Raw genomic sequence first — 13333 nt, forward strand, 5'->3', positions numbered from 1 at the left:
CGGTCTTTTAGGTTTTTATGTTTGAGAAGTTTACTAACAGAGCAAAACAAGTCATTAAATTGGCTAAAAAAGAGGCTCAGAGGTTAAATCATAACTATCTAGGCACAGAGCATATACTCTTAGGCTTACTCAAACTAGGTCAGGGCGTAGCCGTAAATGTACTGCGCAACTTAGGAGTAGATTTTGACACTGCGAAACAAGAAGTCGAGCGTCTGATCGGTTATGGACCTGAAATCCAGGTCTATGGTGATCCTGCCCTTACTGGAAGAGTAAAAAAATCTTTTGAATCTGCAAATGAAGAAGCTGGGGTTTTAGAACATAATTACGTAGGTACTGAACATCTTCTCTTAGGCATCTTAAATCAAGCCGATGGAGTTGCTTTACAGGTTTTAGAAAACTTACATATTGATCCCAGAGAAGTTCGTAAGGAAATTCTTAAGGAATTAGAAACATTCAATCTTCAACTTCCCCCATCATCATCTTCTTCTAATCCTAGAGGAAATTCATCTTCATCCTCTAAATCTTCTTCCCTAGGTCATACTCTGGGAGGAGAAAAAAATGATAAGTTATCGGCATTAAAAGCTTACGGTTATGATTTAACCGAAATGTTTCGTGAGTCTAAGCTTGATCCTGTCATAGGTCGTTCTACGGAAGTAGAGCGCCTGATCCTTATCCTATGTCGCAGAAGAAAAAATAACCCTGTACTTATCGGGGAAGCTGGTGTAGGTAAAACGGCTATCGTTGAAGGATTAGCGCAAAAGATCATTTCCAATGAAGTTCCCGATACTTTACGCAAAAAACGTTTAATTACCCTAGATCTTGCCTTAATGATTGCAGGAACTAAATATCGCGGTCAATTTGAAGAACGTATCAAAGCAGTTATGGATGAAGTCCGCAAACACGGAAACATCCTTTTATTTATCGATGAGCTACATACAATCGTAGGTGCGGGTGCTGCTGAAGGAGCTATTGATGCTTCTAACATCTTAAAACCAGCTCTAGCACGTGGAGAAATTCAGTGTATTGGAGCCACAACAATTGATGAATACCGCAAGCATATTGAAAAAGATGCTGCTTTAGAACGCAGATTCCAAAAAATTATTGTGCACCCACCTAGTGTAGATGAAACTATAGAAATTCTACGTGGGTTAAAAAAGAAATACGAAGAGCATCATAATGTTTCTATTACAGAAGAAGCATTGAAAGCTGCGGCCACTTTATCTGATCAGTATGTTCACGGTCGTTTCCTTCCAGACAAAGCTATTGATTTGCTTGATGAGGCTGGAGCGCGTGTACGTGTCAATACCATGGATCAGCCTACAGAGTTAATGAAACTCGAAGCTGAGATTGAAACTACGAAGCTCGCTAAAGAGCAAGCGATTGGCACACAAGAATACGAAAAGGCGGCAGGATTACGCGACGAAGAGAAAAAGCTTCGAGAACGTCTCTCCAACATGAAACAAGAATGGGAAAATCACAAAGAAGAGCATCAGATTCCCGTGGATGAGGAAGCAGTTGCTCAAGTGGTCTCCTTACAAACAGGTATTCCTTCCGCAAGGCTTACTGAAGCTGAAAGTGAAAAGTTACTTAAGTTAGAAGATACTCTACGTAAAAAAGTCATAGGTCAAGATCAGGCAGTAGCAAGCATTTGCCGAGCTATTCGTCGTTCAAGAACTGGCATTAAAGATCCCAACCGTCCAACAGGCTCATTCTTATTCCTAGGCCCCACTGGAGTAGGGAAAACGTTGCTAGCTCAACAGATTGCCATCGAAATGTTTGGTGGTGAGGATGCTTTAATTCAAGTAGATATGTCTGAGTACATGGAGAAGTTCGCCGCCACCAAAATGATGGGATCGCCTCCAGGGTACGTTGGTCACGAGGAAGGTGGTCATCTTACGGAACAAGTACGTCGTCGTCCTTACTGTGTTGTTTTATTCGATGAGATTGAAAAAGCTCATCCCGACATTATGGACTTAATGTTGCAAATTCTAGAGCAAGGACGTCTTACAGACTCGTTTGGTCGCAAGATTAATTTCCGTCATGCGATCATTATCATGACTTCGAACTTAGGTGCGGACTTAATTAAAAAGAGTGGGGAAATTGGTTTTGGCACTCGATCGAATTTTGATTACAAAGTCATCCAAGAAAAAATCGAAAATGCTGTGAAGAAGCATTTAAAACCGGAGTTTATCAACCGTTTGGATGAAAGTGTCATCTTCCGTCCTTTAGAGAAAGATGCTTTATCTCAGATTATCCATTTAGAAATTAATAAACTGGATTCCCGTTTGAAAAATTACCAAATGGCTTTAAGCATTCCAGATTCCGTGATTTCTTTCTTAGTTACGAAAGGCCACTCTCCAGAAATGGGAGCACGACCCTTACGTCGAGTTATTGAGCAGTATCTTGAAGATCCTCTTGCGGAGCTTTTGCTTAAGGAGTCTTGCCGTCAAGAAGCGAGAAAGCTTCGTGCTAGTCTCACAGAAGATCGAGTAACTTTCGAGCGCGAGGAAGAACAATCTGAAAGTATTCCGGCAACTATACCGACTGGGGAGTCATAGAAATCTCTATGACCCCACCGCCTAGGCACCGCTCTCCGTCATAGAAGGCAATAGCTTGCCCTGGGGTGATTGCCTTCACGGGTGAAGCAAATCGCACGAGAACTTCATCTTCTCCTCTAAGTAGAATTTCACATTCCTCGTCATTGGAACGATAGCGCACTTTTGCGCTGCATGTTGTTATCGATTTTGGAGAAACAAACCAATTCAATTCTCTGGCTGTAAGTTCTGTTTGATATAGCAAGGGATGATCTTCTCCTCGTACTATATACACAATGTTTTTCTCCATATCCTTACCAACAACGTAACATGGTTTTTCTGACCCCCCAAGATCCAATCCTCGTCGTTGGCCTATAGTGTAGTAATGCGCGCCTTCGTGATGACCTACCACCCTCTGAGAATCATAATCCACAATATTACCTTCTAAGTTGGGTACAAACTTCTCTAGGAAACTTTTAAACGGCCGCTTCCCAATAAAACAGATTCCTGTACTGTCTCTTTTTTGAGCTGTAGCCAGGCCTGCTTGAGCAGCAATAGAACGCACTTCTGTTTTTGTCTTATCTCCCAGGGGGAAAATCACATTCTCTAAAGATTCTTTTCGCGTTCCACATAAAAAATAGCTTTGATCTTTTTGGGGATCAATTCCACGAAGTAAATTCACACCATTTTCATCTGGGGATACCCTGCAGTAATGTCCTGTAGCCAAGAAATCACCCCCCAACTCACGAACCTTTTTCTGAAGCAAATCAAATTTGATTTCACGATTACAAAGAACATCGGGATTCGGCGTATAACCTTCAGAATATCCTGTAAGAAAACGGGAAAAAACCCTCTCTCGATATTCTTTAGCAAAAGATACTGTGTAGTAGGGAATATCCAACTGCCCAGCAACTTTTTCAACATCTTCATAATCTTTAGCTGTAGAACAAAGACCTTCACCGTCTTCTTCTTCCCAGTTCTTCATAAAAAGTCCCAGGACCTTATACGAAGTATAATTTTTTAAAAGATAGGCGACTACAGAGGAGTCTACTCCCCCCGACATAGCAACAACAACAGTTTTATTCATAATCAACTAAAAAGCAAAAGACTATAGAAAGAATTACTTTATGTTACGCATGGAATATTTTTTTTTAATTTTTACCACTATATTTTAGGGAATTCCTTAGTATTAAGTCTTTCTAATTCTTGAAGTTTTTACCTCTATACTGGTGAGCTTTATGAATAGGAAAAGCAATCCCTAAAGCTCCTTATAAGATCATGTATTATAACAAACTATTGAAACATTGGGGATTCATTTGAAAAAAAAGGCTCCCTATAAAACAGGGAGCCTTAGAATTATGATTTCAGTGATATTTTACCCTAAGAAAACGGTTAGCAATATTAGTTCTAATTTCCTTCATAATCTATCATTGCCAGCAGACGCATCTGCATTACCGATAGTTGGTTAAGAATGCGGGTGCAGTCACTACACGTATCAGTCCAAATACCAATGATATCATCTGAACAACGATCAACTCGGAGTTTCCCTTCTTGAAGATCTTGGAATAGAGTCTCAACGCGATTAATATCTTTTTTCAAAGTCCGTATATTTTTTCTATAAGAATCCAGTTCCTGATTTATATCTTCATATAAGGCGAGATAATCTTCTTTTTTCATGATCCTGGGACGGGCATCCCACATTTTCTCAATAGCACGTTTCCCTGAAGGCTTCCATCCTTTGCTGAACTTCAGGTCTTCTTCTCCTAAATGCTGTTTGTAATCCCCTATAAAGAGATCTCCTGCTCTGTCCCTTTGTCGTCTCTCTCTAGAAGCCTGTACACCTCTAGCAAGAATCTCATCAAATTCATCGTCATCACTTAATAAGTCGGAGCTCTCGCTAGGTAGATCCTGAGGATGGAGGGTATCATCCTCTTGAGCAAATTGTGCGTCAGTTGCTTCAACGATTTTTTGTTCTAAGTTTTGAGCATCCTGCTGCATTTTTGAGCTTAAATGCCTATACATAAATTCCATCTCATCAAGCTGCTCATTCAAGGTCTGCAAACTATTCTGCAAAGTATTGTAGTGTGTATAAAAGTCTTCGCGATCCAAAGCCATTGTTTGATCAGCTTGTAGTGTAAGTTTCAACATACCCATTAGAACGTCTTGATGACGGGTCATGTCTTTAAGGAGATTTATATCGATCGAGGATTTCAGATCATTCAGTAACTGTTTTTTGTTTGTCTTTGATCTCTTTAGTATTGCCTTTATCGCATAGGACATACTTAAAACTGCAATCCCTATACCTATAGCAGCAGCTACAATCATAGGTAAAGCAAGAAGCCCCCCAGGAATTAATGCAGCAGCAACTGCAACAGAGGCAATGCCCCCAGCGACTAATCCTAAAGTTATTCCGGCATGAACCTTCTTCATCGTCTTGCTTAGAGTTTGCATCTTTAAAGAAAAGACACCGCCACTCTTGGATAATCCGGAGATAATGTTGTTTCCTAAATTGACAAGGATCTCTTTTTTTCTAACGACACTAGAGTAACTTTCATCACGCTGAGAGAATTCCTCCTCGGAATGCACGGATTGCCATTCCTTCAGTAATCTTGAGCAATACTGATAATTGTCAGTAATCTGATTGAAACTTTCAAGAAGCTCAAGACCCTCTTCTCTATCTATTTGCTCTAGAATGCTCTGTTCATTCTTTCCCAACTTCATATTTAAATGGGAAAATTTATCCACCATAAGGTTATATTTAAGCCCGATCTCCTCTGGAGTCCCATTACTTGGGGATATCTCTTCACTCCTCCAAATCGTGCGGATATTATTCAGGCGCTTCTTATCAATAGCACCCCTCTTCATGTTGTTCGCCAAGGAGTGTACGGAAGCAAACAACATGCTTCCCCCAAGGCCTAGCAATGCGCCTCCTAAGGCTAGAGATATAGGCAAACCGATTGGAGTTCCCACGAGAAGAAAAATGGAAGCGAAAACAGATAAAACAGCTAGGACAATTCCCACAACCTGCAAGGCTCTAGCAGTTTTCGGATTGTTATCTAAGAATGACTTTCCAATCTCTACCCGATTCAAGTTGGGACTTTGATATATAGGCTTTAACTCAGACATAATAAAAAAGAAAAAAAATGAAACAACTTATTTATATAATAACTCTTTTGTTTCAATTAATTATAAAAAAAGATCTGAGAGATATTAAAAGAAAAAGTTTTCATCAAAAAAAAGAGACAGAACCCTATAAGGCTCTGTCTCTTATGTTTTTCTTCTTTTTCTTAAATACATTTTAGGGAGTCGGCTTGGGTGGGGGCGTCGTTCCTCCTGTAGAGGAGGTAGAATCTGAAGCATTGGCAATAATGATGGCTCCAACGATCATGGCGATAACTGTAACGACCGTGGTACATACAGAGATACTTGTATGTGTACGACGTTTAGCAACGCAGGATGAACAAGGCCAATCAGTCTCTGAGGAGTCACAACGGTATTGCTTGGCAGAAAGATAGCTTTTTACGTTTGTATTTCCTGCAGATGCAGCTACACCGTAGTAGTCATCTGTAACTAAGTTGTTAGCAACTTGATTTTGCTTATCAGAAGAATCCGACTTAACGTTTTGAGAAGGCTCTTGAGCATTTTGTTCGTTGCGGGCACTTCTTCGAGTATTCGATGCTTTCTGAGCACGCACTTGAGGATTTACTGAAGAATTACGTTTAACCTTAACAGCTGCAGCTTTTTCAACATCATAACGTAATGTTGAAGTAATTTTCCCGCCCCGAGCAATTTTATTTTCTTTTACTCGAGCTTCAAGAGCCTCTCTGGAAGACTTTCTCTTAGCTATTCTTTGTTCTCTAGCCAGATCTTGGATCAGTTTATCTCTTTCTTTTAAAGCAACAGCTTCTGCATCAGGACGAACAAAAATAGGCAATACAGGCCCGTCCTTAAACTCACGCACAACTTGATTTTCTTCTTTGCTTTCAGAGAGGATTTTAGCTTCTCTATTCACAACCATCGTTTTCAAGAAAGATCTAGGCGTCTTACTGGAAGATTCACGAACTCTTGCACCGGCTTGCTCGTGCATTTCAGTTTTTTCTCTAGCAGATAGATCGGATGTACTTATAGCCGAATCATTAACAACGAGGTTATCAAAAGCAGGTTGATCACCCTCTTTAACAATTGTTGTTTTCAGGAACCACCCCGGTGTCTCATTACTAGGAGTTCCGATAAGCATACCGGTTCGTTTTTTCATCTGATTGCTTACAACAGCATTTTGCTCGCAACCACGGGCTTTTTTGCATCTTCGAGAATACTGTCCCCCACGAGTTAGGAGAGCTAGAGCTCTATTTTGAACAAAGCTTTCACAAACACCGATACCTTCATGAATTTGTTGATTAAGAGAGACCTGTTCTTTCTTTCTCTTTTCTTCCCTCAGACGGCGTTTCTCTAAAAAAGAGAGGCTTTGTTTTTGACGCTCTTGTCTTCGATCTCGTTTCTCTTGATTAAGCTTACTGACTAATAGAAGGGAGGATCTATTGACTTCTTTATCCTTTCCGGCTTCTTTTTCTTTTTGTTGTGCAAGTCTATGTTCTTGAATCTTTTGCAATCGTAGCTCTTTCTTGTTTGGCCTACTTTCCAAAGCAATTAAAGATTCATCAACATACGAGGAGCTAACTTCAAAAGGAGAAACCGCAGCACTTGCGTAACTGACAGAGTGGGAAAAAGTTAACAAAATGGAAAGCATTGCAAGTTGCGAAGTGCGCTTAGAACTCATCATGCCGCTATAATCTCCTAGATCAGCCTATGAGATCACCATAACAACAATAGGACTTTTTTCACAACTTGGAGTTGCAAATCTTTTATAGAGATTGATTGTTAATGGATTTGCGATTCCCAATTCTTAATATAAGCAAGAAGTTGTTCTTTTTCTGGATGGCTTATCAGAAAATTTCTTGCTTCTAAAGACATTCCAAGATGGACTATCTTATTTACTAAATTTAAATGACTTTTATCCTGGGATGCAAAAAGGAAAAATAGGATATTCACAGGTTTTCCATCCAGTGCTCCAAAATCAATACTTGTTGATAGGAACATAGGAACAACAACATCATAATATGCATTGAGAAGAAAATCCTTTGCATGAGGAAGAGCAATGCCCCCTCCGATACCTGTAGACATGAGGCTTTCTCGATAAGTAAGCATTTCGAAAAGCACGCTGGCATCAAGATTAAATTTCTCTGCGATGTAAGAAGATGCGTATTGCAAAGCTTCAGCTTTGTTATTTACTGAAATGTCGCGGATAATCCCTCCACGATAAATCGCTTTATATAGGCTATATTTTAAAGAGAGATCTCGGAAATCCTCGTCTTTCTTCTCATCTTTTTCTAATCCCACAAGAACTTGATTATTCAGAATCCAATCTTCTATTTCTTCTCGATTGAATCTATGTTCGTTATTCATCCTGTAACTAGGGATAGCCCCTTCTTCTAGCCATCTACGAACCGTATTTTCAGAAACATCCAACAAGGATGCTAGCTCTTCTAATTTTAAATCCATAACCACTACATTCCCAAAAACACATTCATAACTTCTTCAATCGTTGTCACTTGCAGCAGCTTTTGACGTCGAGATTCATCTCTAAGAGAAAGAGTCAATGTAGATAACAGCTTGAGATACTCAGCTTGAGCATTATCAGGTCCACCGATCAAAAATACCAGACGCACCAATGCCCCGTCTATGGCATCCCAAAGAATGCCTTGAGAATGAATCCCTATAGCAATGAAAAAGTCGGAACAACTATTCAATTTACCGTGTGGAATAGCCACGCCCATACCGATACCTGTGGACATGATATTTTCACGAGCAACTAGTGCTTGGAAGAATTCTTCTTTATTCTCAAGTAGGCCTGCGGCACTAGCAAGATCGGTAAGATCTTGAAGAATCTCCTCCCGAGAGTTTTTATTTAAAAACATAACGAGATTAGGAGATAAAAGAGAAAACAAGGAAAAATCGGGTTGACTCTCACAATAGAAAGGCATGTCACTTCTCTCCGGTATGCCCAAAACCTCTACTTCCCCGAGATGTTGTCGTTAATCCTTCTTCTTGATCCACGACTATAAACTTTGCCTGGACTACAGGAGCAACTACAGCTTGAGCAACGCGCATTTTGGGCTCAATAATAAAAGTACTTTCTCCAAAATTTGCCAGTATAATGCAAACTTCGCCACGATAGTCGGCATCTATTGTTCCCGGAGAATTAACAACCATAATCCCGTGTTTTAGCGCTAACCCGCTACGTGGACGCACCTGAACCTCGTAACCCTGGGGAATCTGCATTTTTATTCCCGTAGGAACTAACACTCGTTGCCCTGGCAACACAGCAATAGGTTCTTCAATATTAGCTCGAAGATCGGCTCCAGAAGCGCCTTCTGTGGCATATTCAGGAAGATCCACTCCAGATTCTAACTCACAAAATATAGTCATAAGAACAGTGCCGTGGTTACTAAGAATCTCGGGTATGATGTGTCATTCACCGTCATCTGTCAATAAAAAAATTTCTTTAAGTGTCTTGGATAGATCCCTAGGAGCTTTGTCCTGGCCGCCAGTGTATTCTTGAGCACAAAAGTAATCAAGTAAACTCTGCAAAGTATTCTTCAATTGTTTTCTCTCAACCACTTTATCAATCATACCGTGTTCGAGAAGAAATTCGGATTTTTGAGCACCTTCTGGGAGATCTTCACCTATAACTTGGGCGACTACTCGAGGACCAGCGAAGCAAATAAGAGCTTTAGGCTCTGCAATAATGACATCACCTAAAGAAGCGAAAGAAGCTGTAACTCCCCCAGATGTAGGATTGGTCAATACGGAGATATAGGGAAGGCCGGCTTCATGTAATTTGGCTAGGGCTGCGGACGTTTTTGCCATCTGCATCAAAGAGAATACGGATTCCTGCATCCGCGCGCCGCCAGAAGCGCAAACGATAATGACAGGCAGCTTAGACTCTATAGCCTTTTCCACAAGGCGGGTAAGTTTTTCACCAACCACCGCCCCCATAGAGCCTGCCATGAAGCTGAAGTCCATAACAGCTAAGGCTACAGGATGTTCTCCTATGGTACAGATACCAACAAGAACCCCCTCACTTTCCGGGTTGTCCTTCCTAGCCTTAGCCAAACGGTTTGGATAGGTATCGGTATCGACAAACTTCAGTGGATCTTGTGATTTTAGATTTGTATATAGAGGCCGCCAGGAATCTTTATCCGCAAGCAGTTTTATCCTCTCAGCTGCGGTAATCCGGTAATGGTACGAGCATTTGGGGCAACAATTGAAGTTTTGTCCTAGTTCATTGGCATGAATCATCTCATGACAATGCGTGCACTTTAACCACCCGCTAAAACCGTCAGCTTTTATCTTTTGCACTTTAATCTTAGGTTTGTCGTAAGAAAATAAACGCACAAGCTACCTAACCCAAATTTTTAGCATAAGCAATTTTAAAATAAATCTATTAAGCCTTCAATTAAAAATACTCTTTTATTTAGTTATTTCAGAAAATCTTTTTTCAATATATCCCCAATTAATCACTCGAGGAATTGCTTTTAAATAATCTAATCTAACGTTTTTATACTGGAGATAGTAAGCATGCTCCCAAACATCCACTCCGAGAAGAGGCACCTTTCCAGTGGTCGCCTCTAGGGGATCCTGGTTTACCGTTGCTTGTAACATAAGCATCTGTTTTTTGGGACAAAAAGCTAGCCAAGCCCATCCCGACCCTTGAATTGGCGCTGCAAATTCAATAAATTCCTTTAAAAAATTGTCAAAAGTCCCCCAGAATTTTTCAATAAGCTTGAGTAATTCGTGTTTTGGGGGAACTCCACCACCGCGATCTATGGGGGCAAGCATTTCCCAAAAAAGAGAGTGATTGATGTGTCCCCCGCCATTAAAACGTATGGAGGGCTCTAGGGAAATAAGACGCGTAAGGTCTTGCTGCACACCGGCGACCTCTGCTTTCTTTAAAGCATCATTCAAATTATTTACATAAGCTTGATGATGCTTTTGGTGATGTAGGTGCATAATCTCGGCACTAATCACAGGTTCTAGAGCGTCGTAATCGTAGGGCAATTCGGGTAAAGTATAGGGTACAAGGGTCATAAAGAAGTCCTTCTTGAGTCTATCAAGAGCATTATTTGGAGATATTCTAATTTCATGGGTGCATTTTGCTCCTTAGTTTCTTATAGGCGAAGATAACATAAGAGCAAAAATCTAGTCCCTTTCTGCAGCATCAGTGTAGATGTGCTAAAGATATTACTACAAGCGGATTTTAAATTTATTATTCAGACTCTATAGAGAAGAATTTGTCTTTAAAATTGGCTATAAATAGCTCTAATTTCTTCAAGCTTTCCTTTTCTCTTTGTCTCTGTTCTTGTTTATTCTCTGCTAACGAGTCGTAATGATTTGCAAGTTCAAAATATAGTTTTATTTTTGGTTCTGTTCCTGAAGGACGAACAATGATTTTCCCACCATTTTGATAGTAATAGCATAGCATGGACATCTTTGGCAGGGACAATTTGTATGTAGTTCCTGAGGAAATATTCACTCCCATTCCCTGATGATAATTTTCAAATATTTCCACGGCATGCCCTGGAAGAGACATTGTAGAAGGATCCCGTGATGCCAGTTTCTCTATTTGAGACTTCATAAAACTTTCCTTTCCAATTTCAAAAGACAAGGACTGCGTTTTATTCATGAAATACCCGTGAGTTTCGTATAGATCTAAGATAGCATCTCTAAGAGTTTTTCCTTGGAGCTTTTGATGCAAAGCAGCTTCTGTAATTAATGCTGAAGCAATAACAGCATCCTTGTCACCTGCATGCGTTCCATAAAGATAGCCAAAGGATTCTTCAGCGCCGAACACAAACCTTTCCAAACTTCCTTTCCAAGCTTCTATTTTCTCTCCGATATATTTAAAACCCGTCCCGACATTAACGATACCGCAACCATAAAACTCTGTAATAGCTGCTAGCATTTCTGTAGTTACCAAACTTTTAACAATCTTATCTCCTTTACCTAAAGGAGAGCGATTTGACCACGCACGCAAAATATGATCAGCAAGCAGACAAGCGATTTGATTTCCGTTAAATATGTAGGGTTGACTCTCATCCAAACACACCACTCCTAGACGGTCTGCATCAGGATCTGTGGCTATAAAAATATCATCCTGATTTTTCATCATTTGCTCAATTCCCAAGGTGAGAGCTTCGGGATCTTCGGGATTTGGCAAACATACCGTGGGAAAATCTCCATCAGGAATTGCTTGCTTTTCAACAAGTTTCACCATAGGGAAGTTCCAATCGCGTAAAACGCGAGGCACCATGGAGATGCCTGTACCGTGTAGTGGAGAGTAACTTACATGAATAGACTTTCCAGAAATACGATTGTCTTCGGAATAGAGCTGGAGCTTGTTCACTGTTTCCGTATACAATGTTTCGTACTCTTCTCCTATGAGATGAATGTAAGGATGTTTCATAGAGTCGACGAGAAAAATCTCGTCTACGTTTGCCAATTCTTGAATAATTTCCTGATCTAGGGGAGGCAAGACCTGCCCTCCAGAAGCCATATAGACTTTGTATCCGTTATATTCAGGAGGATTATGAGAAGCTGTAATCATTACTCCTGCCAAAGCCTGTTCAGATTTTAGAGTAAAGGAAACAACAGCCAAAGGTTCGGGATTCTTAAACACGAGAGCATGAATATTATTTCCGGCTAAAACCCTAGCAGTTTCTTGAGCAAAATCGTAAGAGTGATGACGTGTATCGTAGCCTACCACCACCCGAATGGGATCCCCGGGATGAGGATTGTGTTTTTTTAATACTTGAACTAATCCCTGAGTCGCTCGTCGTATAGTCAAGACATTGATTCTATTGGTCCCCCATCCCATAGGACTACGCAATCCCCCTGTGCCAAAAGCAAGAGTTTTGCCAAACAACTCCTCAAGACGCTTTGGATCTTTGTTTAAAAGCTCAACTATCGCCTCTCTATCGTCTTTACCAAAATCACAAGACAGCCAAGTCAGGATATTCTTTGCTGTTATAGAGTTGCACTGAGATTCTATTTGCTTCTGAAGACGCTCCATACAAAAATCCTAAAAACAAATCGCGATCTTATGCTGTCATAACATAAAAACAGCTCTAGGCAAACAATTTCGTGTATTTATCTAGAATAAAGAAATTTTTTAAGAAATCGGGATCCCTACTGATGAGAAAACAAGAAGAAGAGCAGTTTCTTGTACTTGAGGAAAATAAAGATCCGTAGGATAAGGTCCGACAAAAAAAACGCCTTGCCCGGCCCTCTCTCCTGATAGAGCTAAAAGCAACTGACAATCCTCTTCTCTATCGGCAATTGTATCTCCGGGGAACACCCAGAAATCTCCGACCAAAGATAATTTAGGTCTATGCACAAGATCTGCGGCAAAAGCATCCAGGCGTCGTTTTTTAACCAAAGTTAATACTTCGGGGAGGGAACGGAAAATATTTTCTCTCCAGCGCACATCGAGTGTATTTTTAGATACTGATGTCACGAAGTTTCTTATTTTTTTTCCCAAAAAGAAACAATCGCTGGTAGACACCAGATCTTCGAATAATATACTACCTTGATTTTGAAAATAGCGCAGGTGTTCTAAGTGTAGAACATGCCTCATACTTATCCATTTAAGAGAATGCAATCAAAAGCACTATAGACTTTAAGCCCTTTTCCGCCTATAAAAAAACTCCGATAACTAATGTGTTATATTGTAATAGGGCAAC

At 40.3% G+C, this 13333-nt stretch carries 11 protein-coding genes; 1 reads left to right on the top strand and 10 read right to left on the bottom strand.

From position 1 onward, the window contains the following. Positions 1-17: 17 nt before the first annotated feature. Positions 18-2558 carry an ATP-dependent Clp protease ATP-binding subunit gene (locus tag CF_RS03295; protein ID WP_011458203.1) on the top strand — a complete coding sequence of 847 codons (2541 nt, stop codon included), beginning with the start codon at positions 18-20 and terminating at the stop codon, positions 2556-2558. On the opposite strand, the gene mnmA is transcribed toward CF_RS03295, so the two are convergent. The 10 genes from mnmA to CF_RS03345 form a co-directional block, all read right to left on the bottom strand. Next, on the bottom strand, positions 2536-3621 hold the full coding sequence (mnmA, locus tag CF_RS03300; protein WP_011458204.1) for a tRNA 2-thiouridine(34) synthase MnmA: 1086 nt from the start codon (positions 3619-3621) through the stop codon (positions 2536-2538). The two genes, CF_RS03295 and mnmA, sit on opposite strands and share 23 nt — an antisense overlap. Positions 3622-3941: 320 nt before the next feature. Then, positions 3942-5660, bottom strand: a complete 1719-nt coding sequence (locus CF_RS03305; protein ID WP_011458205.1) for a membrane protein — start codon at positions 5658-5660, stop codon at positions 3942-3944. A gap of 172 nt (positions 5661-5832) precedes the next feature. Continuing rightward, positions 5833-7314 carry a hypothetical protein gene (locus CF_RS03310; RefSeq protein ID WP_011458207.1) on the bottom strand — a complete coding sequence of 494 codons (1482 nt, stop codon included), beginning with the start codon at positions 7312-7314 and terminating at the stop codon, positions 5833-5835. Between the two features lie 98 nt (positions 7315-7412). Further along, on the bottom strand, positions 7413-8093 hold the full coding sequence (locus CF_RS03315; RefSeq protein WP_011458208.1) for a PTS sugar transporter subunit IIA: 681 nt from the start codon (positions 8091-8093) through the stop codon (positions 7413-7415). Between the two features lie 5 nt (positions 8094-8098). Further along, the gene (locus tag CF_RS03320) at positions 8099-8575 is read right to left on the bottom strand and encodes a PTS sugar transporter subunit IIA (RefSeq protein WP_011458209.1); all 477 of its coding nucleotides are present in this window, start codon (positions 8573-8575) and stop codon (positions 8099-8101) included. 1 nt (position 8576) lies between these two features. Continuing rightward, the gene (gene dut / locus CF_RS03325; protein ID WP_011458210.1) at positions 8577-9020 is read right to left on the bottom strand and encodes a dUTP diphosphatase; all 444 of its coding nucleotides are present in this window, start codon (positions 9018-9020) and stop codon (positions 8577-8579) included. A 42-nt stretch (positions 9021-9062) separates the two neighbouring features. Beyond that, positions 9063-9989: an acetyl-CoA carboxylase, carboxyltransferase subunit beta gene (gene accD, locus CF_RS03330; protein ID WP_011458211.1), complete on the bottom strand. Its 927-nt coding sequence runs from the start codon at positions 9987-9989 to the stop codon at positions 9063-9065. 75 nt (positions 9990-10064) lie between these two features. Then, positions 10065-10682 (bottom strand): superoxide dismutase, encoded by a 618-nt coding sequence (locus tag CF_RS03335; RefSeq protein WP_011458212.1) that lies wholly within the window; start codon positions 10680-10682, stop codon positions 10065-10067. A 178-nt stretch (positions 10683-10860) separates the two neighbouring features. After that, positions 10861-12663, bottom strand: a complete 1803-nt coding sequence (locus tag CF_RS03340; RefSeq protein ID WP_011458213.1) for a phospho-sugar mutase — start codon at positions 12661-12663, stop codon at positions 10861-10863. Between the two features lie 99 nt (positions 12664-12762). Then, complete coding sequence (locus tag CF_RS03345) at positions 12763-13227, bottom strand: DUF5070 domain-containing protein (RefSeq protein WP_011458214.1); 465 nt, start codon at positions 13225-13227, stop codon at positions 12763-12765. Positions 13228-13333 lie beyond the last annotated feature (106 nt).

The organism is Chlamydia felis Fe/C-56 (assembly GCF_000009945.1).
Lineage (GTDB): Bacteria > Chlamydiota > Chlamydiia > Chlamydiales > Chlamydiaceae > Chlamydia > Chlamydia felis.